This window comes from Bradyrhizobium mercantei, assembly GCF_001982635.1.
Lineage (GTDB): Bacteria > Pseudomonadota > Alphaproteobacteria > Rhizobiales > Xanthobacteraceae > Bradyrhizobium > Bradyrhizobium mercantei.
On record NZ_MKFI01000001.1, the window covers coordinates 1533921 to 1557970 of the forward strand.

Sequence of the window (24050 nt, forward strand, 5' to 3'; positions counted from 1 at the left end):
CGACGATTGCGACTAGGCAATTTTTTCCGAATCACCATTTCGACGTTATCGGATTTTTTGAGTCTGTCAGTCGCGAAGCGCGCGTTTTCGAATCTCGCATCAACTTTTTTGAATCATCGCGCCTGATTTGTCTCATGCACGCGTTAAACGCATGAGGACTGGCGGGAATTTTGCGCATGACGATCATGACGATCGACGCGACGCGTCGAGCGCAGAATGTTTCTGCATGTTCATTCGATGTTTTCGATACATTTCTGTTGCGCGCCTGCACGACGCCGGATGGCGTATTTGAAAGGGTTTTTCAGCTTTCTCGCATTGCTGAAAAATTTCCAAATATGTCCGTCAATTTCGTTCAGCATCGAATCCAGGCGGAGGCGCGTGCGCGCAAGCTCGCGCAAGAACGCAACGGCTCCACAGAAGTGCGCATCGCCGACATCTATAAGTACTTTCCGTTCAGGCTGTTCGGTCTGAACCGCGACGCATTGCAGGATCTCGCGCAGCTCGAGTTCGAAGCCGAGCTCGAGCTGTGCCGCGCCAATCCGGAAATGCTCGAGCAATATCTGGACATGAAGCGCGGCGGTTTTCGCACCGGTTTCATTTCAGATACCTACTGGAGCACCGACCAGCTCGCGCAGCTGCTGCGCTCCTGTAGCCCGGGGCTGACCTGGGATTTCCTCTACGCGTCCTGCGATCACGGCAGCAGCAAGAGCGAAGCGCTGTTTGCGGCCTATCTCGCCGAGCAAGGCATCGATGCGGCAAGCTCGTTCCATGTCGGCGACAATCACAACGCCGACATCAAGGGCGCTCAGCGCCACGGCATCCGCCCGCGCTACTACCCGCAGGCCGGTGCGGCGTTGGCATCGAAGTTTCAGCGCGAGACGTCGATCTTCGAACTGCTGTGTCCCGATCAGCCGTCGCGGCTCGATTGCGGCGCCCGCACCCTGCGGCGCGCGGTAACGGCACGCAGCGCTGAGCATTCTGCCGCCTTCAACCTCGGCGTGACCGTGCTCGGCCCTGTCATGACGGCGTTCGACGCATTCATCGAAGCGCGGCGCGCAGCGCTCGCTTGCGAGGGCGCGCGGGTTGCGATCGGCTTCCTCGGCCGCGACGGTCTGCTGCCGTACCGTGTCTGGCAGGCAAATCACGGCGACACCTGCGCCTACGTCGAGATCAATCGACGCGTCAGCCTGGTCGGATCCGCCGACACGCTCGAACCGCTCAGCGAGCTGCTGAGCCGCGTCGTCAAGATCGACGCGGCAACCTTCGTCGATATCGTCAAGGTGCAGCCGCCCGCGGTGATGACGTTCTTTGCGCAATATCCCGACGGCATTGCGAGCGGCCGCGAGCTCTCCGACGCCCTGCCCGACCTGATGGATCCGCGCGAAATCACCGACATCGCCGCCGGCGTTCGCGCCCGTCTGCTCACCTACCTTCGCGCGCAGATTTCCGATTTCGACGATTGCACCGACCTGATCCTGGTCGACCTCGGCTATTCCGCGAGCGTGCAGAAATCGCTGCGGCGCATGTTCGATCGCGAAGGCATTCGCATCCGCCTGCACGGCGCCTATCTTTTGACGCTGGACGATGCCTTCGACGACATCGCCGACGACGACACCGCGGAGGGCCTGATCTCGGATCGCGTGGTCACGCCGCACGTGAAACGCATGCTGATCCGCAACGTCGCCTTGCTGGAGCAGCTTTGCTGTTCAGCGGAGGGATCGGTGCGCGATTATCGCGGCGGCGAGGTGTTGCGCGAGGACGATCAGCGCCCGGCCGCGCAGCTCGCGCTGGCGACCGAAGTGCAATCCGGCACGCTTGCCTACGGGTCGCGCGCCCGCGAGCTGGCATCGCGCCATGCATTGCGGCCTGACGCGGACCCTTCTGCCGCGGCACGCTGGGCAGCCGCCGTCCTCGGACGTCTCCTGCTGTTGCCCGACGATGATGAGCTCGTGCTGCTCGGCGGCATCAAGCACGACGTCAATCTCGGCACCCAGGCGCTGGCGCCACTGCTCGACGCCAACTTCGTCAATGACTGCATCGTTGCCCGCGGTCTCGTGACCGCCTGCACGGCGCCGGCGCCTCCGATGTGGCTGGCCGGCAGTTTTGCCGCGCTGTCGCCGTCGCACGCCTATCTCTACACGCTGTTCGGCGCCAACCGGCTGCCCGCGAACGTGTTCGGCGAGGCGCCATGCGGGACTCTGCAAATCGGCCTGTTCGAGAAGAACGGCCAGGCCTCGCTGGAAACCATCACCGTTTATCATACCGGGCTCGGCGACGTGCGCCTGCGGATTCCCCTGTCGTCCCGCATGGCGGTTGCGACCATCGCGCTGCCGTTGGCAAAGCTCACCCGTGACGGCATGCTCCACGGCGTCACAGTCCAGTATGGCGAGAGCGCGGCGAAAGCCGCGGAGAGTTCGAACGCGACGGCGATCGCCGAGGGCCGGCTCATCGATGCCGGTCTCGAGCGGCGCGGCCGTCAATTCCACGCCGCCACCGAGGACAGCATGCTGCTGATCCCGGTCGATGGCTTCAAAGACGATGTTGCGATCTACACGGTCGCGCTGACCGCCCTCGATCATGACCGCATCCTCGCGGCCGGGGACCGCGACGGCAATGGTGCGCCGTCCGCCACGCTGAGCTGGCGCAGCGCCAATGGCACGCCGGCAACCGACCGCGATTGATTTGTCCGCCTGATCTGACCGCCCCGCCCGTAGAAGGTTAACGAGGGGTAGTGCGGGCATGATTTCGGCTGACACGGCGCAAGCGCACGGCTTGCAGACGAATTTCGACCAATTGCTGGCGGCGAACGGCATCCGCATGAGTGCCGCACAGCGCCGGCGGCTCGCCTGGCTGTCCGGACGGCTTGGACGCGTGGCCATCCATCAGTCCGGTGCAGTGCCGGCTCGCGACCATGGCGTCATCATCCTGATCGAACCGCCGAGCGGGCCTGCCGCCGAGATGCTTTACCGGTCGCTTCACACCGACTGTGCGGTCGTCATCCCTTTCGGCGAGAATCCCGCCTTCGATTTCCTGAAGTCGAAGCTGACCGACTTCGGGACGATCGGGCCGAGCTTCGATGGGCCGCACGAGATGTGGTGGGGCGGGCTCAATTGGCGCCCGATCGCGCCGGCGGAAGGCGCCCGATCCGATGCCGCGCTGCGCGTGGTCTCCTGCTATCCCCGTGCCTGCGGCGATGACCATGCCCGCGCGCTCCGGGATAAGCTCGCCGAATTCCAGATCGCTTACGACATCGTGCCGATCGACACCGCGGACGGCGAGCCGCCGCGCGCATCCGAGAAGACAGCCTTCATGCTGCGGATGTGGGAGCAGCACCGCGAGCCGCTGCTTTTCATCGAAGCCGATGCGACCCTCGGCGAACCGCCGCTACTGCCGTCCTCGCTCGATTGCGACATCGCGCTCCACAAGTGGAACCGGTGGGAGATGTCGGCGCGTACCCTCTACCTCGCCCGCACCCCGGCGGCCAAAGCGCTGCTGCGCAACTGGCATCACATCGCGACCGCCTATCCCGCAGTGTGGGAAGGCTACCTGCTCGACCAGGCGTGGACCCTGACGTCGTCACAGATGCCGCTCGACACCGCCTGGCTGCCGCGCTCGTACCACGCGCCGGCCGAAGACGCCGGCACGCCCCGCCACACGACGATCATTCACAGCCTGCCCACCGACAACGGCGATCTTGGGCCCGACGCCGAATTCGGTGTCGCGATGCGCCCCGCGCGGCGTGCCAGCCGCAGCGGCGGCCGCGACGCCATGATCGTGATCCAGTCGCAGGCGGCCTCGAATGACGCGATCACAGTGATCATGCGCGACATCGCAACCAGCGACGCGCGCGAGATGGCGGCCAGCATCGAGGCGGTGACCGGCGCGTTTGCCGCCGACTGCGGCGGATTCGGCCGGCTCGAGCTCGCGCTCTGCCCCTGGCAGGACGATATCCGCGCGGCGAAGTCGGCCGCCAAAAGCGCGAACAACCGGATCATCGAGATTGCGCCATGGCAGACCTTGCCGGCCGATCTGTTCCGCACCGTCAGCCAATCCCGCGATGCCGGCAGCGTCGTGGTCATGGCCGGGCTGCGCGGTTGATCACGGCACAGCAATCGAGCAAGGGAAGGACGCCCGCATCATGAAGACCATCATCCTTCTCACCGGCATCGTCAGTCAGCAATTTGCGCTCACCGAGCTGTTGAAGGCGCACAATCCGGCGCTCTCGTTCCGCTGCGCGGTGACGGCCGAGGAGCTCGCTGCGATCGAGCCTGACGTGCTGCGCGAAGCCCGGCTGCTGGCCTTCACCACCAGCGTGATAGTGCCCGAACACATTCTGGCGGCGCTCGGCTACGGCGCCTACAATTTCCACCCCGGACCGCCGCAATATCCCGGCTGGGCGCCGGCGCATTTCGCACTCTACGACGGCGCCCGCACCTTCGGCGCGACCGCCCATGTGATGGCGAGGCGCGTCGATTCCGGTCCCATCGTCGGGGTCGAGTCGTTCATCATTCCCGACAAGATCAGCGTGCGCGGACTCGAGCAGATCGCCTATGTGCGGCTCGCCCATCTGTTCTGGCGGATGTCGCACGATCTCGCCTGCGATCCCTCACCGCTAGCGGAATTGGACATCGCCTGGTGCGGCATCAAGAGCACCCGGCAGATGTACCGCGAGATGTGCGAGCTTCCCGCCGGCGTCAGCGCCGGCGAGCTGGCGCGCCGGATCCGCGCCTTCCATGACGATTTTCGCGGCATCCCGCTGACCTATTCGCTGCACGGCATCCGCTTCCAGCTGGCGACGACGGCCACGGAGACGGAAGCGCCGCAGGTGATCTCGCCGCCGCTCGCCGCGGCCTCCTGAGGATTGACCTCAACACCTTCACGCGCGACCTCGGCCCTCGCGGCGCTGCTGCAGGTGCGCCCTCACCGCCCGCTCCGCGGCGCGCGCGGAGCCGAAATAGCCGCCGTCAAGGCCATCAAAGGCGCGATCCGAGGAGAAGAAGCAGAAGCCTCTGCTGTCGCTGACGACGATACCTGCGGTGCGATCCGATACTTCGATGACGTAGGCTTGGGACACTTGGGCTTGGGACATGCGTGCTCGATCGCCGGATGACGGCGCTCCTGTCTGATTGTCGGGTGCTTGGGATCGTCTAAGCGATCAACAACAGACGCCGGTCGCCGCCGAGACGCAGCGGTGCGGCATGCGGTTTCGCATGTCGCACATCAAGCTGCGGTGGTGATGTCTCATTGCGGGACCTTGAACAATGCGAATATCGCGCATCAATATCCGGCCGAACCACGCGCCAGTCAATGAAATGGCCGTCCAAAGATCACGACCCGGCGCGATGCCTCGTTCGCGCCGGGCGGAAAAACAGCACAGTTCTTGTGATGCCGGGGTACCGACCCGGCCATCATCGCTCAGGGCAGGATCGGCGGGTGATAGGTGAAGGTCGCCATCAGGATCGCCGCCAGCAGCATCACGATCGGGAAGTGGATGAAGAACTGCACCGAGGTGTAGCCGATCAGATCCTTCGACTTCAGGCCGAGAATGCCGAGCAGCGGCAGCATCCAGAACGGGTTGATGAAGTTCGGCAACGTCTCGGCGATGTTGTAGACCATCACAGTCCAGCCGAGATGCGCGCCGATATCGTTGGCCGCCTTCATGATGTAGGGCGCCTCGATGATCCACTTGCCGCCGGCCGAAGGTACGAAGAAGCCGAGCAGCGCGGAGTAGATTCCGACCAGGAAGGAGAACACGGTGGAATTGCTGGAGGCGCCGACGAACCAGTGCGCGATCGTGTCCGACAGCGTCGTGCCGCTGCTGTTCGGCACCTTGGTCAGGATCTGCGCGATGCCGGCATAGAACGGGAATTGCAGCAGCACGCCGGAGACGCTCGGCATCGCCTTCGAGAACGATTCGATCAGGCTGCGCGGGCGCCAATGCAGCACGATGCCGAGAATCAGGAAGACGAAACTATAGGTGTTGAGGCCCGACAGCGTGATCAGCGGATTGCCCGACTGGAACGTCTGCCACAGCCAGCCGGCGGCAAGCACGGCGATCAGGATCGTCAGCAGCGGGCTGAACTCGAGCCAGTCGCCGGGACGCGCCGGTTTCCTGGCCTCGATGCGGTCATCGCCGAGCGCGACGCCGAGATCTTGCGCCGTCTTCGCCTGTTCGGGCGCCGGCGTCGTGAAATAGCAGATCGCCGCGGACACGACGGTCACCATCAGGACGGTGACCATGTTCTGCCAGGTCAGGATGGTCTCCGAGAAGCCGATCACGCCGGTGATCGGCAGCAGCGAGGCCGGAATGCTGCCCGCATTGGCCTGGAGCTGCGCGGCCGACGACGTGATGCCGAGGGTGAAGCCGCAGCCGAGCCCGAGATAACCCGCCGCACCCGCCGCCCGATAGTCGAGCCTGATGTCGGTGCGCCGCGCGATCTCCCGCACCAGGAGGCCGGAGAAGATCAGGCTGAGGCCCCAGTTCAGCAGCGACAGAAGAATGCTGAGCACGCCGACGAAGACCACCGCGCCGCGCCCGGTCTTCGGCACGCTTGCAAGCCGCGCCAGCACGGAAGCAACCGGCGGCGACATCGCCACGACGTAACCGCCGATCGCGACCAGTGCCATCTGCATCGTGAACGGAATCAGGTTCCAGAACCCGTCGCCGAATGCGCGGCTGACGGCGAGCGGCGAGCCACCGTGCAGCATCGCACCTGCTGCAACCACAATCACCGCGATCAGGACAAAGACGTAGGCATCCGGAAACCAGCGCTCCGCGAACGACACCAGGGCTTGCGAAAAGCGCGCGATGATGTTGTCCGCGACGGGTTCTCGCAGGCTCATGGTCTGGTCGTGCGTTGCATTGGTCATCAATATGATCCCCTTCCGGTGATGCGGTTCGTCTTCAATCGTGTTTGGTCATCAAAGTGCGAGCGTGAGATCGGTGAGCGGCACGGCTTGGCAGGCGAGGCATTGGCCCTCGCTGCCATCGACCGGACCAAGATGGGTGAATTCCCCATCGAGCACCTCGACCGCGCAGCTTTCGCACTGCCCGACACGGCAGCCGCTCGGCAGCGCGACGCCGGCCGCACTCGCCGCGTCGAGCAGCGTGCCCTGCTCCGGTCCCCAGGAGAAGCTCTGCTTGCTGCTCGCAAGCCGGATGGTGCGCGGCGCGAGGTCGCTCGGCACCGACGGCGGCGATACGAAGCTTTCGGCAAAGATGTCGAACCGCGGAATACCGAGCGCCACTGCGGCCTCGATCTGCGCTGTGACGAATTCCGGCGAGCCGCAGATGTAGACCAGCGGCCGGCGCGCCAACAGCGGCTTGACCTGCGCGAGATCGATCCGTCCCTTGCACAACGCATGCGAGTTGACCGGGTCCTGCGCGAGGGGCGCCGAGTAGAAGGTCACGCGCGTCAGCTCCGGCGTGGCGGCTTCCAGCTCCGCGAGCCGCTGCGCGAACGGATGCTCGCGGCTGCTGCGGCAGCCATGCAGCAGCAGGATTTTGCGAACGCGATCCTGTGGTGCAACGTGGTGCAGTGTCTCGAGATGGCTGATGAACGGCGTGATGCCGATGCCGGCCGCGAGGAAGACCAGCGGCCGCGGCCCCTTCATTGGCGGCGTGAAGATGCCGCCCGGCGGCTCCAGCAGAACCTCGTCTCCGACGGCGAGGCCATGCAGGCGATCCGGCATGAAGAACGGCGCGTCGGCGCGACTGGCTTCATCGAAGAAGCGCCCCTTCACCGCGATCGACAGCGCATCAGGCAGATCGCCCGATCCGGTCAGCGAATAGGCGCGTGCCTCGGTCGCGCCGGGTAGCGCGATCATCACATGCTGTCCTGGCAGGAAGTCGGGCAACGGACCGCCATCAAGCGGCCGCAGGCTGAGGGCTATGACATTGTCGGCCTCGGCCCGGCGCTCGGCGACCACAAATCGCCGCCGGCCGCTCCAGACGCCGCGGCTGGCGACGCCGTCGCGCCTGATCTCGCAGACGATCGCGCGCAGCGGAACGGAGCCGCTGACCGGATCGCGCGCATCGTCGTGTAGCACCGCATTGATATTGCGCGTGCGGATACCTGATGTCGCGGAGCGATCGCGGCCGAGCGGCGGACAGTCCTCCCACCAGCCGAATTCGGCGACGACCACGCGATCGTCGAGCGCCGCATTGAGACGGACCTTCAGACGCACGGCACCGCCTTGCGTCTCCACCACGGCCCAGTCGCCCTCGACAAGCCCGCGCCGCTCGGCGAGTTGCGGGCTGATCTCGACGGCCGGGTCCGGCGACTTGCGCCGCAGCGAGGCGACATGCCGATATGAGGAGTGAACGAACCAGCCGCTCTTGGCGGTGGAGAGCACGAGCGGAAAGCGTTCGTCGGCGGCTGTCGTGAGCGGGCTGCCGACCGGCTCGACATGATCGGGCAAGGGATCATATCCGTGTCCCAGCATCAGTTCCGAATAAATCTCGACACGGCGCGTCGGCGTCGCAAAGCCCGCCGCGGTGCCGTCTTCGCGCGTGACGGCATACTTCTCGTTGCGGAAGGCCTGTGGAAAGCGAAGTCCTTCGGGATGACCGCGCAGATCCTCGACACCGATGCCGAGCGGCGCTAGCTGATAATTCCAGCCGGCCTTGATGTCGCCGCCGAAGAACAAGTCGCCCATGCCGAGCTTGAGCGCGAGTGCGGCCGCGATCTCGTAATCGGCCTTCACCGCGCCGACCGGCTCCACCATGCGCGGGCGAAACTGCACGGTCTCGACGGCTGCCTGCGTGATCTCGAACCCGATCTTGAGCGCGTCGCGTTCCCACGGCGTGCTGGCCGGCAGAACGAAATCGGCGCTCTCCGCGGTCGGGTTCATGAACATGTCGATATGAACCTGGAATTCCAGCGCGTTCAGCGCCGCGCGGTTGCGCTCGGAATGGCCCTGCGAGACCACGAAATTGGTGCCGAAGGCGACCAGCGCACGCACCCGATAAGGCTCGCCCTCGAGCACGGCGCGGCTGAAATCGCGCGCCGTGATCCAGCCCTTCGCCGGCGGGCCGAGCGGCAGCTCAGCAAGGCCGAGCGCCTTGGCCTGCTGCTCCGGCGGCAGGATGTTGTAGTCGTTGAGGGGACGTGTCGGCGGCGGGACCGGCCAGCGATTGCCGCCGGGCCGATCGCAGGCGCCGGTCAGCGCATAGAGCGACGCGATCGTGCGCTCGATCGCAGTGGCGTTGGTCTGCTGCCCGACGCCGGTCCAGGAATGATAGGCAAGCCGCGGGCGGGTCGCGAGCAGCGCATTGAACGCGTCGATATCCTCGACATCAAGCCAGGTCAGTTGCGCCACACGCATCGGCGTATATGGCGCAGCGCGCTCGGCCAGCAATTCGAACGCGGTTGCCGCCGAGATCGTCCGGCCGTCGCGCCCATGGATCGACAGCGCGCCGCGCAGCTGGCCGCCGCGCTCCGGCGCGTAGCTTGTGTCACAAGGCACCGGCGCGCCCGACGCATCGAGACGAACGAAAGCCTCAGCCGCGCCATCCGGCCACAGCGCATCGGCGCGCAGGAACCGCCCGGTGGCGCGATCGACCAGCAGCGATCCGTTGGTCCAGGCGTTGACGAACTCCGCATCGAAATCGCCGGTCGTGATGAGATGACGGATCGCCCCCATCGCAAGCGCGCCATCGGCGCCCGGGCGGATGCGCAGCCACAGGTCGGCCTGCTGGCCAGAGCCGTTCGGCTTGGGATCGACGACGACGACCTTGGCACCGCGCCGCCGCGCATCGGCGATCCGTGTCGCCTGGGCCAGCCATGTGCGCGCGGGATTGTGGCCCCACAGGATGATCGCATCCGCATTGTCGTAGTCGGGAAAGCCGATGCCGCGGCCGAAGGTCAGCGCGTGGGCAAAGTCCTTGTGCCAGCCGCAGATCTCGACAGCGTAGATCAGATTGGGACTGCCGAAGCCGCGGATGAAGCGCTCGACCCACTCGAAGCTGTCGACCATCGGCGTGCCGCTCGGCGTGGTGACGCCGAACGCCACTGCTTCGGCGCCGCTCTCGGCGCGGATCGTGCCGAGCCGGGCCGCGATCTCGGTCAACGCCTCGTCCCAGGACACCTCGACCCAGCCCGGATCGGCCGCATCGCGCGGGCGCGTCCGCTTGAGCGGCACGGTCAGACGGCGCGGGCTGGCGACGATTTCGGGTGCCGCGCGGCCCTTGGCGCACAGTGCGCCGCCAGTCGGGTGGTTATTCAATACCTCTACACCGACAAGCCGCCCGTCCTCGACCACGGTGACAGCACCGCAGCGCGAGCGACAAAGCGTGCAATAGCCGGGTAGCCGCTGTTTCACTGCCGTCTCACAATCCAGTCAGCCCATGTGACGCACTTTAGTAATGCGTTACACATTTACGTCATACGCTACCCGTCCCGTCAAGGCTAAGTAATAATCAGGGGACGAATCGGAGTTCCCGGCGAGAGACGGCTGCGACCACCCATGGACCAGAATTTGCGCGAACAGGTGCTGCAACGGGTGCGCGCCGAGATCATTTCCGGGCAGAGCCTTCCCGGCACCATGTACTCGGTGCCAAGTCTCGCCGCGAGCCTCGGCGTCTCCTCGACCCCGGTGCGCGAAGCGCTGCTCGAACTCAGCCGCGGCGGCCTGGTCGAGCCGATGCGCAACCGTGGCTTCAAGGTGGTGGAGCCGTCGCTGACCGAGCTGCGTAATCTGTTCGACATGCGCGAAGTACTCGAACTGCACGCCGCCGTGCTGGTCGCCGCCAATCCTCCAAAGGATCTACCGGTCGTGCGCGGCTGGGCCGACCAGATCGCCAAGGCGGTCGAGACCGACGACGTCCAGCTCTATCTGGAAGCCGATCGCAACTATCATCGCGAGTTCATCGCCGCCGCCGGCAACGAGCTCCTGACCGACATGGTGATGGGCTTGCGCGACAAGATGCGGCTCTACGGCATCAGCTCGCGCGCGGGGCATGAGCGACAGCAGGCTTCGGTGCCCGAACACTACAAACTGATCGAGCTCGCGCTCGCCGGCGAAACCGAGGCGCTGCCGACCCTGCTGCGCAGCCACATACGCTCCTGGGAGCCGATCTTCGTCGACGCATTGATGCGCTCGAAGGAACACGCGCGCGAGCCGCTTAGGCAGGCGCGCGGTTGACGCGCGGAGTGAAGTAGATAGCCGGCAGCAGTGAGCGCGGCACTCCGCGGCTTGTTTGCCGGCGTTGAATGCCTTCCACTCTTCGTCAGTGGGTATGCTTCACCGCGACTGGATCATGGCTCGGCAGCAAGGCTCAAGTTCGCCTGCAAAGAGCGGAGCGGTCGCTCCACTCCTCAGCCCGCCATCGAAACGATCATCCGATCGAACAGACGATCGGACAACAGCCAGCGTAGCAACAGGATGGTCTTCGCCAAATAGCCCGCGGCGTAACGCGTCTGGGGCTTTGAGGCCGTCACGGCCCGACCGATCGTCTGCGCGATAACCAACGGATCCGAGAGCTGCTTGCCCGCATAGTATTTGGCCATGCCGTCTGCGGCCTTCGTCGCCGCTGCCGCATAAGCGCCAGCGCCCGATGCCGTGCGGAGGTGATCGGCAGCGATGCTGCCCCAAGGCGTTTTGATCCCACCGGGCTCGACAATGATGACGTCGATACCAAACGGCGCTGTCTCGATCCGCAGAGCATCCGACCAGCCCTCAAGCGCGTACTTGGTGGCGTGATACCAGCCGCCGAAGGGCATCGACATCTTGCCACCGATCGAGGTGACATTGACGATCTTGCCGAAACCGTTCTCCCGCATATTTGGCAGGACGAGCTGGGTGAGACGCGCAAGGCCGAAGATATTGACTTCGAACTGGCGCCGCGCCTCCTCGATGGTCACGTCCTCGATGGCGCCATGGGACCCGTAGCCCGCGTTGTTCACCAGTACATCGATCCGACCTCCGCGCGCGAAAATGGCGTCGACGCAGGCTCGAATCGACACTTCGTCGGTAAGATCGAGCGGTACGATATGAACGCCGGCGGCCTCCAGGGACTTCATTGCGTCCACCCGCCGAGCGGCGGCATACACGGTGAAACCTTCTTTCTTGAGAATGCGTGCAGTGGCTTCGCCGATGCCGGACGAGGCCCCGGTAACTAATGCGGTTCTTGGGTTCATGGTGGGTCCTTTAGTCAATTGGACAATCTTTGTCGTTATGTCCATATTGACACTCAGCCTCTGTTTGTCAATGTGTCTGCCATGAATGAGCGAGAAATAGCGATCTGCGAGGCGGCCGCCGGGCTGTTCATGCACTACGGGGTAAAGCGGACCGGCATGAATGATATTGCGCGCGAAGCCGGAGTTGCGCGGCAGACGCTCTACAATGCTTTCCCCAACAAGGACGCGGTCCTATTCGCGACGACCCGCCTGTTCATGGATCGGGCGCTCAAGGAGACGCAGCGTGAGTTGGAAGGGTGCAGTGACTTGCGCAAGCAGCTCGGCATCGTCTTCGAGCATGTGGCTAGGCGCCCCTATAGGATGCTTCACGCCTCACCCCATACCGAGGACATCATCGAGGGCATGAGCGCCGAAAGTCGGATGGTAATTGCAGAGTGCAACGAGGGGTTCCGCGCTTTGATCGAGCAGTTGCTGGCACCGGAAAAAGACAAGATCCGAGCGTCTGGGATGACGGTTCGTCGACTTGCCGACGCGGTCCTGCATTTCGCAATTGCTGCGAAGCATGAGGCGCGCGATCAAGCTCATCTCGACGAGCTGCTGCATGGCCTGACGACCATGGCCATGCGCTGCGTAGCCTGAAGCGATCGCGAGACAATAGAAAAAGCGGTCAAGGCAACCGCTTCACAAGCAAACTCGGGCAATGTCGGCTGCCCACCGCTATCCGGAGCAGAACAAACACCCGTGGCCCCGATTATGGCACGCCCTAATCCAGGATGCTCTTGTAATGCTCCGAGAAGACATCGCGGCCGATGATCAGCCGCATCACTTCGGAGCTTCCCGCCAGGATCCGGTTGACACGCGCGTCGGTGAACATGCGGCTGATCGGATATTCATCCATATAGCCTGCGCCGCCGTGTAGCTGGACGCCGAGGTCGAGCATCTTCCACTCGACTTCCGACGACATCATCTTGGCCTTGGCGCCCATGTTGCTGGTCAGGCGTCCCGCATTGTGCTCGGCCACGCAGTGATCGACATAGACCTGCACGAGATCGATCTCGGCATCCATCTCCGCCATGCGGAACTGGGTGTTCTGCTGTTCGGCCAGCGGCCGGCCGAACAGCTTGCGATCCATCACATAACTGCGCGTGATGTCGAATGCCTTGCGGCCATTGGCGATCGATCCGACCGCGGAGATCAGCCGCTCCTCGGCGAGGCCTTCCATCAGATAGTAGAAGCCCCTGCCCGGCTCTCCCAGCACGTTGGCCTTGGGCACCTTCACATTGTTGAAGAACAGTTCGGCGGTGTCCTGCGCCGGCATGCCCATCTTCTTGAGATTGCGGCCGCGCTCGAAACCTTCCATGCCGCGCTCGACGATCAGCAGCACCATCGCATGCTTTTTCTCGGCGCCCGCGAGCTTGGCCGCCACGATCACCACGTCGGAATTGATGCCGTTGGAAATATAGGTCTTGGAGCCGTTGAGCAGGAAATGATCGCCCTTGTCCTCCGCCGTCGTCCGCATGCCTGCAAGGTCTGAGCCCGCGCCGGGCTCGGTCATCGCAATAGCGAGAATCGTCTCGCCGCTGACGCATTTCGGCAGGAAGCGGTCGCGCTGCTCCTCGGTGCCGAAGCGCTTGAAGTAGGAGCCGACCAGGCGGCTGTGCAGCGTATTGAACCAGCCCTTGCAGCCCGAGCGCGCGGTCTCCTCGATGATGATCTGCTCATAGCGGAAGTCCTCGTCGCCCATTCCGCCGTATTTTTCTTCGGGCCAGATCATCAGGAAGCCGAGGTCGCCGGCCTTCTTGAACGCGCTGCGGTCGACGATGCCGGCCTCCCGCCACTCTTCCATGTGCGGCGTGATCTCACTCGCAAGGAACTTGCGATAGGAATCGCGGAAGATGACCTGGTCTTCGGTAAAGCTGCGCATCGTTCACCCCAATAGCGCTCTCAAAAGAAAGCGCCGGTTCTGCTTCAACAAAACCGGCGCTCCGTTGTCGAAACGGTCGCTGCCTTACTTGCCCTTCCAGTTCGGCGCGCGCTTTTCCGCGAAGGCAGCCGCGCCCTCGCGGGCATCCTCGGAGACGAAGACCGGACCGACGATCTCCTGCTGCCTGTTCCACATCTGGTCTTCCGGCCAGAGCCGGGACTCGACGACCACCTGCTTGGATGCCTTGACGGCGAGCGGGCCGTTGGCGCCGATCGCTGCTGCAAGCTCGAGCGCGGCGTCGAGCGCCGGGCCGTCGGTGACGCGGTTGATGATGCCGAGTTGATAGGCGCGCTCTGCGCCGAAGAACTCGCCCGTCAACGCAAACTCCATCGCCACGCGGTGCGGCATCTGGCGCGGCATCCGGATCAGTCCGCCGGCCGCAGCCGCCAATCCACGCTTCACCTCGGGGATCCCGAACTTGGCGTTGCGGTTGGCGACGATCATGTCGCACGACAGCGCGATCTCCATCCCGCCGGCGAGCGCGTAGCCGTCGACCGCCGCAATCAGCGGCTTCTTCGGCGGCGCCTCGGTAAGACCGGCGAAGCCGCGGCCGGGGATCGACGGCCGCTCGCCCTTCAGGAACCCCTTGAGGTCCATGCCCGAGCAGAACGTGCCGCCGGCGCCGGTGATGATGCCGACGCTCAGCGCATCGTCGGCGTCGAGCCGGTCGATCGCCGCGGCCACGCCCTTGGAGAGGGCGAGGTTGGCGGCGTTCTTGGCTTCCGGCCGGTTCAGCGTGATGATCAGGATCGGTCCGCGGACTTCAGTGAGGACCGGAGTTTCTTCGGACATCGCTTTGGTCTCCTGTTGCCGTGCGCCGTTGCCTAGCGCGGAGCCATGCGGATCGCGCCGTCGAGACGGACATCTTCACCGTTGAAGTAGCCGTTGGTGATCATGGTCAGCGCGAGCTGCGCATATTCCTCCGGCATGCCGAGACGCTTCGGGAACGGCACCGACGCGCTGAGCGCGGCCTTGACGTTCTCAGGCGCACCTTGCAGCAGCGGCGTGTTGAAGATGCCCGGCAGGATGGTATTGACGCGAATGCCCTCGGCCATCAGGTCGCGCGCGATCGGCAGCGTCATGCCGACGACGCCGGCCTTTGAGGCCGAATAGGCCGCCTGCCCCATCTGGCCATCCTCGGCCGCGACCGACGCGGTGTTGACGACCGCACCGCGCTCGCCGTGCTCCAGCGGCGACAACGACAGCATGCCCTGCGCCGACTTGGCGATACAGCGGAAGGTGCCGACCAGGTTGATCTGGATGATGCGGTTGAAGGCGTCGATCGGGAAGTGCGTGGGCTCGCCGGTCTTCTTGTCGCGGCCCGCGGTCTTCACCGCGTTGCCGGTGCCGGCGCAGTTCACCAGGATGCGCTCCTGGCCGTGTGCCGCGCGGGCCTTGGCGAAGCCCACTTCGACCTGTTCGTCAGAGGTGACATCGACCTTGCAGAACACACCGCCGATTTCCTTGGCGATGGCTTCACCCTTCTCTTCGTTGAAGTCGAAGATCGCGACCTTCACGCCCTGCGCGGCGAGCGCCCGCGAGGTGGCTGCGCCGAGGCCTGACGCGCCGCCGGTGACGACCGCGGCGACTGATGAATCGAGTTTCATTACGCTATCCTTTCGCGATCAGAGGCGTTCGATGATGATGGCCGGCGCCATGCCGCCGGCGGCGCACATGGTGACCAGACCATAGCGACCGCCGCTGCGCTCGAGCTCGTCGAGCGCGGTGCCGATCAGGATCGATCCGGTGGCGCCGATCGGGTGGCCGAGCGCAATCGAGCCGCCATTGATATTGACCTTCTCGCGATCGAGCTCGAGGTCGCGGATGAATTTCTCGGCGACAACGGCAAAGGCCTCGTTGATCTCCCAGACGTCGATGTCGTTCTTGGTCAGGCCGGCCTTGGCGAGAACCTTCTTGGCCGCCGGAACCGGCGCGTTGAGCATCAGTGTCGGGTCATCGCCCTGATTGGCATAGGCAACGATGCGGCCGCGCGGCTTGAGGCCGTGCTTCTCGGCATATTCCTTCGACGTGATCAAAACCGCTGCGGCACCGTCCACCACGCCCGAGCTGTTGCCGGCGTGATGCACGCCCTTCCACTCGAGGCCTGGGTAGCGGCGCTGGATCTGCTTCTTGAAGGTCGTGCCGTTGCCGAGGTCGAAATCGGCAAGCTGCTCGAAGCTCGGCTTCAGCGAGGCAAGCCCTTCGGCCGTGGTCTCGGGGCGCGGAAACTCCTCACGGCCGAGCGCGACGCTGCCGTCGTCGTTGAGCACCGGGATCACCGACTTGGCGAAGCGGCCTTCATCGATCGCCCGCTTGGCGCGCTGCTGGCTCGTCAGTGCCAGGGCATCGCAGGCCTCGCGGCTGATCCCCTCGCGCGTCGCGATAGCATCGCCGCACACGCCCTGGTGCGACTGCGGGTGAATCTCGTCAAGCGCCGGATTGCCCGAACCCATCATCCGCGCCGGCTGTCCGGCCTTGGAGCGCTCGGCTGCGAGGGTCTGCTGATAGCTCATCATCTCGGTACCACCCGCGATGACACAGTCTTCCATTCCCGACATCACCGAAGCTGCCGCGAGGTTCACCGAGGTGATGCCGCCGCCGCAGAAACGATCCAGCGTCGTACCGCTGGCATTGATGTCGTAGCCGGCCGCGAGTGCCGACATGCGGCCGAGATCGCCGCCCTGCTTGCCTTCCTGGGTCGAGGTCGACCAGATGATGTCATCGACGGTCGAGGTGTCGAGCTTGTTGCGCTCCTTGAGCGCGCCGAGCACGGTCGCAGCCAGATGCTGCGGGTGCAGGTGCGACAGCGCACCCTTGCCCGGCTTGCCGATGCCGCGCGGCGTACGGACCGCGTCGATGATGTATGCTTCAGACATGCGTTTCCCTTCCCTTTCAGAAATTTCGTTGTGCGGTGTCGCCGGGCCTTTTGCCTCGGGACGAGCCGAAGCGTCAGCGGTGAAGCGGCGTCACCGCAAGCGGCTCGGCAATCGAGTTGCGCTGATCTTCGAAGTAGCGCGGCACCTTCGGAAGTTGCGGCTCGTCGGCACAGACGGGCTTGTCGCAACCCTGCGCAAACAATGGCACGCCGGGCGCGGCGGCGTGCGGACCCAGGGCATATTTCTGCTCTTGCGGCAGGTAGATCAACTGGCCGATCTGGGTGAGGGTCAGCGTGAGACGGGAGACCGTCGATCGCGGCAGACCACAGCGATCGGCGATGTCGCGATTGCCGAGGCGTATGCTTCGACCTTCGAAGCAACGCACGATGTCGAATGCGCGCGAGACCACCTGGATCACGCGCCGGTTGTCCGTGCCGGCGGAATCTTGCGCCATCAGTACTTCAGATCGACGTCCCATCGTTTACGCCTCACTCCTCATTTTTCGTACGGGTGAACGAAGCCCGCTCGGGTTCGAGCGGAAGGTGCCGGTCCGCGACGTCACGGCCGGGCGCGCAGCGGCGCGCCGCCCACGCGCGCGCGGACCTGCATGCAAGATCTGACGGCAGGGATCGGCGCGGGCCGCGCCGGCAATCACAGCGATGCCGCAGGACCGCTCCAGGGATCGACGGCTTGACGCGGTCGCAGGAGGCTTCGGGCGCGGCCTGGAATCCATCGGCGCGTGGTTTTCCAGCCAAATGAAGCCGCGACCGCGCGGGGCAAGCAGCTTCGAATATCTTTGGCCGGCCAGCTTCAAGCGGATTCTTTCCCTAGGATTCCGAGCTTTAATTAATTGATTAATTAGTCAGGTGATTAAAGTGGGCGCTTCCCCCTGTCAACCGCTCTCGCCGCAGGGCGCCCCGCGCTCAGCCGGCAGCTTCGCTCCAACCGTCGTCGGCGCGGTGGTCACGGACCCGTCGTGATGAAGTCCGTCAAATTGAAGCCGGCGCTGAACGGTGATCGAGATTCCACGCGCAATAGCGGGCGCGCTCCAACAATTGCCGGTCGTGCAACGATGCACGCAGGCAGTTGAAAGCGGAGATCATGAAACGTCGCGAGGAAGCACGCGAAAGCGGTAGCCGGAACAAATGCGACCGCTGGTCGGAGTGACCGTTACGAGGGCTAAACCTAAGCTTTGAAAGCTTGGTGGGCGCACCAGGGCTCGAACCTGGGACCCGCTGATTAAGAGACGCATGATTTGCAAGAAAGATCAGTAGCTATTCCGACAAATGGGGAGATGGGACTGCATTGAACGAACGAGAGCTTTTTGATCTGTCGGAATGCTGGGTTTCGACTCGCGAGGATAACGCGCCGGCTCACTTCGGAAGAGCGGTCTGGGAGACGTCGGGGGTTCGAGTCACTGGAGTGCTACCTACGTTCCCCCGACCGCTGTCCGCCGAGTTTATGGTGCCCGTGGCCTAGGCGAGCGGAGGGTGGCGCGCTGCCTAAAGTCGCAATCCATCTCAATTGAAATAAAATTTGATGGGATAAGTCAAAAAGACGACTTGATCCTTAATCCTTCTTTGATTCCGCGATCTTCCATCAGTCGAATGGGTAAGAAGTGATGACCGATCAACAACTTGCTCTTCAGGCCGTCAGCGAGGCCCAAGGCATACTGAACGAATACCTTCAACCCCGCCCCCACGACAATGAGCGCATTCTCGACAGGTTAGTGGAGGTTCTTGAGCGGCCCGATCTGGTCGTTGCTGTGCGCCGATTGCAGCAGCGAAGTAGTCTCTGAGTGCTCAGATGACGAAACAATTTCTATTAATGCCTTTGGCCGCCTGCATCACTTCGTTTCTATTAATTGGAATCCCAAGCGCGCAGGCGAAACAACAATGCAACGCCGCGATGCCGCCAAATCCGCGCGAGTATTGGTCTTGGCGCCTCATCGACGGACGAAAATGCTGGTACGAAGGCAGGCCCATGCTCTCAAGATCATTACTGGAATGGCCTGTGCGGGTTTCGACGCAGTCTCGTCCCAGCGAAAAGCTTGCCAGCGCCCTTGTGGAAAAAGCTGGCGATCCGGTCGATCCCGAAGATGGGACGCCGACTCACGCGAATACTTTCGATGCTCTGTGGCGCACCAGGGTTGAACAGCGGTAGACAGGGTTGACCTTCGCATTAGGCAAGACCGCGCCGCCATTGCCATGGTCAGCCTTCGCAATGCGCAAGGCGGGTGATGTCGGTACTGTTTGCCTCGTCCCTTGTGGGAGAGGTCTCTCATGTCCAAACGCGCCTATTGGAGGCAAGGAACGAGCGTCGGCCGAAGCGCGCATGTGTCGGTCCATAGCTCCCCACTTCCGTCAATCTTGATCGTTATGTCGGATGTGACATTTTCGCCGACGCGTGGCCATAGGAGTCACACGATCAATGGTTTTATTCTAAGTGATTTGCAGGACAGGGAATGAAGAGCGCAACGCTGTTTGCCCTTGGTCTATTGGCAGCGGGAATTTGGTCACACGACAGCGCGAGATGTCAGACGTCGCTTTCCCCTCCGCTCTCGCTTGCGCCGCCGCCGTCGAGTGAGGGGTCGGCATCTCCGGCCGCAACCAACAGCATTTGGCCACCGACGGCGACCGCCAAGAGTTCAGCACTGCCTAGAGCCGCTAAAGATTTGCTGCCACGCTCGAATGCCCCACAATCTGCGACTATCGAACACACGCCGTTAGAGTCCGACAGCGTTTCGCCGGCGCAAGTGATCAACAGGTCGCCACCGTCGCCTACGCCGGTCCCCGATTACGATGGCTTTAGCGTCGGCATCGACGATGACCCACCAAGCCAGACGACACGACCCGTCAGGTCGCGCCAGACAAAGCAGCCCAAGCTCAATCAGGAAGCAGATCGTGCCTCTGGGCAGCAATCGGTCGATCCCGCGGACGATGACAAGCTAAAGGGCAAGCTTACGATTTGCCGCGGCTGCAAGTAATAGGTGCCACTGGGGGCGGACGTTTAGATTGGCCCGTCATTTTTTTGCGCGACTTCTTGCGATGCAGGAGTCCGGAAATGGCCCAGGGCAGACCATTCACTTAGGCAATCTTCCGTGTCTGCCTTTGAGGCAAATCCGGACCTCACCGTTCCAGACGGGCGTACCGGATTTGTGTGTACACGCCCAAGCGAAACATACTGATCGACAAGGCCGGCTCAGCTGCGCTCGTTTTCAGAAACACGTTGCTTGCCAATGAACACTAGCGTCATGGTGCGCCTGGAGCAGGAGATCTGCGGTCGAGGCGCATTCGATCGCACTGGCATACGCTTTCCAAAAACCGTCTAGAACGAAGGCCACCTGACACCCGCTGAAAGCATCCCAACACGTGAGCTTATGGTGCGCTCGGAGGGCGTTCGCATTCTCTGTAATTTCAACACGTTACAGAAGTAGATGACGAGTTTAGGCGCATTTCGCGCTTCAAAAGTGCCTCTTGGCCTCATACATCTAGTAGGTCCGATAAGCGGCCAACTATCGCAACTCGATCAGTAGATCCTTCGCATCGACTTGCGTTCCCCGTTCCACCCAAACCTTCGCGACGACACCGTCATGCGGTGCATGAAGGACTGTTTCCATCTTCATCGCCTCAAGCGTCAGGAGAACGTCGCCCGCCTTCACCAATTGATCGCCAGCCACGCTGATGGTCGAGATCACACCGGGCATCGGCGCGGCGACATGATGGACGTTGCCATCCTCGGATTTTGGGCGTGTCTTGATTGCCGAAGCTGCAGAGCGATCAGGCACGGTAATGATACGGGGCTGACCATTGAGTTCGAAGAAAAGTTCGACCTGTCCGTCATCGCGGACATCGCCGATGGTCGTCAGGACGACGACGAGTGATTTTCCGTCCTCGATTTCCAACGTCAGCTCTTCGCCGACCTTCATGCCATAAAAGAATGCGAGGGTCGGCAGGACGGAGACGGGACCAAATTTGCGTTGCATTGCGCTGAATTCGGCAAAGACCTTTGGGTACATCAAGAAGGCCGCAAACTCGAAATCGTCCACCGCGCGACCGCTCGTCTTTGCCGCCTCCAACCGAAGCGAGGACAGATCCGCGATCCCCAATAGCGAACCGGGCCGCACGGCGATCGTCGCATTCCCTTTCATAGCCTTTTCCTGCAGCACCCTCGGCCACCCACCCGGCGGCTGACCGAGGTCCCCCCGCAGCATATCGACGACCGAGGCCGGGAATGCGATCTCGCGCGCCGGATCGACGATGTCTCCGGACGTCAGCCCCTGGGACACCATCATCAACGCCATGTCCCCGACGACCTTGGAGGAAGGCGTCACCTTGACGATGTCCCCAAACAGGTCGTTAGCAGCCCGATAAGCCTTGGCCACTTCGTGCCAGCGCCCTTCAAGGCCCAGCGACCTGGCCTGTTCCTTCAGATTGGTAAATTGGCCACCCGGCATCTCGTGCAGATAGACTTCGGAAGCACCCGACCTCACGTCGCTTTCAAACGCGGCGTATTGAGCCCTCACCGCCTGCCAGTAGAGGCTGATCCGGCGAATTGCGTCGGAATCGAGCATCGTATCGCGCTCGCTGCGCGCGAGCGCCTCAACGATTGACCCCAATGCAGGCTGCGACGTCGTTCCGCTCATGGCGTCCATCGAAGCATCGATGGCATCGACGCCGGCTTCGATCGCGGCGAGGATCGTCGCACCAGCAATGCCGGACGTGTCATGCGTGTGAAAATGGATTGGGAGATCAGTCGAGTCCTTGATCGCCTTGATCAGGACGCGAGCGGCCGCCGGCTTCAACACGCCCGCCATGTCCTTTAGGCCGATGACGTGGACCCCCGCACCCGCGAGTTCCTTTGCCAGCGCGGTATAATAGTTCAGTGAATACTTGGCGCGCGAGGGATCGAGAATGTCGCCGGTATAGCAGATCGCGCCCTCGGCCAGCTTGCCGCATTCCAGCACCGCGTCGATCGACACCCGCATGTTCTCGACCCAGTTGAGGCAGTCAAAGATCCGGAAGATATCCATTCCGGCTTCCGCAGCCTGCCGGACGAAGTATCGAACCACATTGTCGGGATAGTTGGTGTAGCCAACGCCATTGGCGCCCCGAAGCAGCATCTGAGTGAGGATATTCGGGACTTTCTCTCGGATCAGCCTCAATCGCTCCCACGGATCCTCGGAAAGGAAGCGCATGGCGACGTCAAAGGTAGCGCCACCCCAACACTCGAGCGAGAGCAGTTGCGGCAAGCCTTCCGCATAGGATTGAGCAACCGCGACGATGTCTCTGGTCCTGACTCGCGTCGCAAGCAATGACTGATGCGCATCGCGCATCGTCGTATCCGTGACGAGGACACGTGCCTGCTCCTTCATCCAGTTTGCGAAACCTTTCGGACCCAGCCGTTCGAAGATCTGACGCGTTCCATCAACCGGGGCCGTATCGAACTCGGGCGGCTCTGGACCAAGCGTGCCGGCCGCCGGTCGAGCTCGTCCTCTTGTATCGGGATGACCATTGACGGTGACGTCCGCGATCCACTTCAGCAGCTTGGTGGCGCGATCCTGGCGCTGGCTGAAATCAAACAGGGCCGGCGTCTCGTCGATGAACCGGGTGGTGTAGCTGTTGTTGCGGAATTGCGGGTGGGTGATCACGTTGTGCAGGAACGGCAGGTTGGTCGCCACGCCTCGGATGCGATACTCGGTTAGTGCACGTGCCATGCGGTCGATGACCTCGTCAGGCGTGGGAGCCCATGCGGTCACCTTCTCGAGCAACGGATCATAGAACCGCGTGACCACAGCGCCCGAATAGGCCGTTCCACCATCAACCCGGATTCCAAATCCCATGGCCCCGCGATAAGCGGTGATCCGGCCATAGTCGGGAATGAAATTGTTCTGCGGATCCTCCGTGGTTATCCGGCACTGCAGGGCGTGCCCTGACAGCCGAATCTCCGACTGCACCGGGACGCCCGTTTCAGCAGCGTCACCAATGCGGCCGCCGCCGGCGATCCTGATCTGCGCCTTCACGATGTCGAGCCCTGTGACGGCCTCGGTCACCGTGTGCTCGACCTGGATCCTGGGGTTTACCTCGATGAAGTAGAACTGGCCACTCTCTGCATCCATCAGGAATTCGACCGTGCCCGCGCCGATATAGTCGGTCGCGCGCCCGATCCGGAGTGCCGATTGGCACAATGCCTCGCGCGTCGTCGGATTCAGATAAGGCGCAGGAGCCCGTTCGATCAGCTTTTGATGGCGCCGCTGGATCGAGCAATCGCGTTCGAACAGGTGCACCTGGTTGCCGTGCTTGTCGCCCAGAATCTGGACCTCAACATGTCGCGCACGACGTACCAGCTTCTCGAGATAGACTTCATCCTTGCCGAATGCCGACTTTGCCTCACGCCGCGCACTCATCACGGCGTCTACCAGACGATCAGGGCTATCGATCGGCCGCATCCCACGGCCGCCGCCACCCCATGAGGCCTTGATCATGACCGGATATCCAATCGCGTCGGCCACGGCGAGAATCGACGCTGGGTCGTCCGGAAGGGGATCGCTTGCCGGCATCACCGGAACATCGCAGGCAATCGCCAGATGACGTGCAGCAACCTTGTTGCCAAGCGTTCGCATCGTTTGTGGCGAAGGTCCGACGAACGCAATTCCTTCGCGCGCGCAGGCCTCTGCTAGTTCCGGACTCTCCGAGAGGAAACCGTAGCCTGGATGGATCGCGTCAATCCGATGGTCCCTGGCGATCCCGACGATCTCATCGATCGACAGATAAGCCTCCAACGCTCCCTTGCCCTTACCGATCTGATAGGCCTCGTCCGCCTTGAAGCGATGCAACGAAAGTCTGTCTTCCTTTGCATAGACAGCGAATGTTCGAATCCCCAGCTCGGTCGCCGCACGAAATATCCGGATGGCAATCTCTGAACGATTGGCGACCAGGAGCCGGCGTATCGGCACGTTGAGCGTCGTCGAATTCACCGTTTTAGACCTGTCTCATGAGGGGGGCCGGAGCACGTCGGCTCGACAAGAAAAAGCCGTGCCCGAAGGCACGG

At 63.1% G+C, this 24050-nt stretch carries 16 protein-coding genes and 1 pseudogene; 7 read left to right on the forward strand and 10 right to left on the reverse strand.

Going from position 1 to position 24050, the window contains the following annotated elements; translation table 11 throughout:
• The first annotated feature begins 176 nt into the window (after nucleotides 1–176).
• From BI327_RS07505 to BI327_RS07515, 3 genes are read left to right on the forward strand one after another with little or no spacing between them, the layout of a single operon-like run.
• Entirely contained in the window at nucleotides 177–2681 is a 2505-nt protein-coding gene (locus BI327_RS07505) for an HAD family hydrolase (RefSeq protein WP_076859053.1), read from the forward strand.
• 58 nt (nucleotides 2682–2739) lie between these two features.
• The gene (locus BI327_RS07510; protein WP_076859054.1) at nucleotides 2740–4098 is read left to right on the forward strand and encodes a hypothetical protein; all 1359 of its coding nucleotides are present in this window, start codon (nucleotides 2740–2742) and stop codon (nucleotides 4096–4098) included.
• Between the two features lie 37 nt (nucleotides 4099–4135).
• Entirely contained in the window at nucleotides 4136–4858 is a 723-nt protein-coding gene (locus BI327_RS07515; protein ID WP_076859315.1) for a formyltransferase family protein, read from the forward strand.
• Nucleotides 4859–4876: 18 nt separating this feature from the next.
• On the opposite strand, the gene BI327_RS07520 is transcribed toward BI327_RS07515, so the two are convergent.
• From BI327_RS07520 to BI327_RS07530, 3 genes are all read right to left on the reverse strand, one after another.
• Nucleotides 4877–5089, reverse strand: coding sequence for a hypothetical protein (locus BI327_RS07520; RefSeq protein ID WP_076859055.1), 213 nt, complete (start codon nucleotides 5087–5089; stop codon nucleotides 4877–4879).
• Between the two features lie 326 nt (nucleotides 5090–5415).
• Nucleotides 5416–6870 carry a short-chain fatty acid transporter gene (locus tag BI327_RS07525; protein WP_076859056.1) on the reverse strand — a complete coding sequence of 485 codons (1455 nt, stop codon included), beginning with the start codon at nucleotides 6868–6870 and terminating at the stop codon, nucleotides 5416–5418.
• 51 nt (nucleotides 6871–6921) lie between these two features.
• Complete coding sequence (locus BI327_RS07530; protein WP_076859057.1) at nucleotides 6922–10323, reverse strand: molybdopterin-dependent oxidoreductase; 3402 nt, start codon at nucleotides 10321–10323, stop codon at nucleotides 6922–6924.
• Between the two features lie 144 nt (nucleotides 10324–10467).
• Here BI327_RS07530 and BI327_RS07535 point away from each other — a divergent pair, with 144 nt between their 5' ends.
• Complete coding sequence (locus BI327_RS07535) at nucleotides 10468–11145, forward strand: GntR family transcriptional regulator (protein ID WP_076859058.1); 678 nt, start codon at nucleotides 10468–10470, stop codon at nucleotides 11143–11145.
• A 173-nt stretch (nucleotides 11146–11318) separates the two neighbouring features.
• On the opposite strand, the gene BI327_RS07540 is transcribed toward BI327_RS07535, so the two are convergent.
• Nucleotides 11319–12140, reverse strand: a complete 822-nt coding sequence (locus BI327_RS07540) for an oxidoreductase (RefSeq protein WP_076859059.1) — start codon at nucleotides 12138–12140, stop codon at nucleotides 11319–11321.
• An 81-nt stretch (nucleotides 12141–12221) separates the two neighbouring features.
• Here BI327_RS07540 and BI327_RS07545 point away from each other — a divergent pair, with 81 nt between their 5' ends.
• Nucleotides 12222–12779 (forward strand): TetR/AcrR family transcriptional regulator, encoded by a 558-nt coding sequence (locus BI327_RS07545; RefSeq protein ID WP_076859060.1) that lies wholly within the window; start codon nucleotides 12222–12224, stop codon nucleotides 12777–12779.
• 124 nt (nucleotides 12780–12903) lie between these two features.
• On the opposite strand, the gene BI327_RS07550 is transcribed toward BI327_RS07545, so the two are convergent.
• The 5 genes and pseudogenes from BI327_RS07550 to BI327_RS43050 form a co-directional block, all read right to left on the reverse strand.
• Entirely contained in the window at nucleotides 12904–14064 is a 1161-nt protein-coding gene (locus BI327_RS07550; protein ID WP_076859061.1) for an acyl-CoA dehydrogenase family protein, read from the reverse strand.
• A gap of 84 nt (nucleotides 14065–14148) precedes the next feature.
• On the reverse strand, nucleotides 14149–14916 hold the full coding sequence (locus BI327_RS07555; RefSeq protein ID WP_076859062.1) for a crotonase/enoyl-CoA hydratase family protein: 768 nt from the start codon (nucleotides 14914–14916) through the stop codon (nucleotides 14149–14151).
• Nucleotides 14917–14948: 32 nt separating this feature from the next.
• Nucleotides 14949–15731, reverse strand: coding sequence for an SDR family NAD(P)-dependent oxidoreductase (locus tag BI327_RS07560; protein ID WP_076859063.1), 783 nt, complete (start codon nucleotides 15729–15731; stop codon nucleotides 14949–14951).
• A gap of 18 nt (nucleotides 15732–15749) precedes the next feature.
• Complete coding sequence (locus BI327_RS07565) at nucleotides 15750–17000, reverse strand: acetyl-CoA C-acetyltransferase (protein ID WP_076859064.1); 1251 nt, start codon at nucleotides 16998–17000, stop codon at nucleotides 15750–15752.
• A 214-nt stretch (nucleotides 17001–17214) separates the two neighbouring features.
• Nucleotides 17215–17478, reverse strand: a pseudogene (locus BI327_RS43050) (helix-turn-helix domain-containing protein); the annotation flags it as partial.
• A gap of 1143 nt (nucleotides 17479–18621) precedes the next feature.
• Between BI327_RS43050 and BI327_RS42615 the strand changes: the two are divergent.
• Together BI327_RS42615 and BI327_RS41505 are read left to right on the forward strand one after the other, a co-directional pair.
• Complete coding sequence (locus BI327_RS42615) at nucleotides 18622–18798, forward strand: hypothetical protein (protein ID WP_167386843.1); 177 nt, start codon at nucleotides 18622–18624, stop codon at nucleotides 18796–18798.
• Nucleotides 18799–18806: 8 nt separating this feature from the next.
• Nucleotides 18807–19163, forward strand: coding sequence for a hypothetical protein (locus tag BI327_RS41505; protein WP_143271550.1), 357 nt, complete (start codon nucleotides 18807–18809; stop codon nucleotides 19161–19163).
• A 1351-nt stretch (nucleotides 19164–20514) separates the two neighbouring features.
• On the opposite strand, the gene pyc is transcribed toward BI327_RS41505, so the two are convergent.
• Nucleotides 20515–23976 (reverse strand): pyruvate carboxylase, encoded by a 3462-nt coding sequence (pyc, locus tag BI327_RS07585; protein WP_245334736.1) that lies wholly within the window; start codon nucleotides 23974–23976, stop codon nucleotides 20515–20517.
• Nucleotides 23977–24050 lie beyond the last annotated feature (74 nt).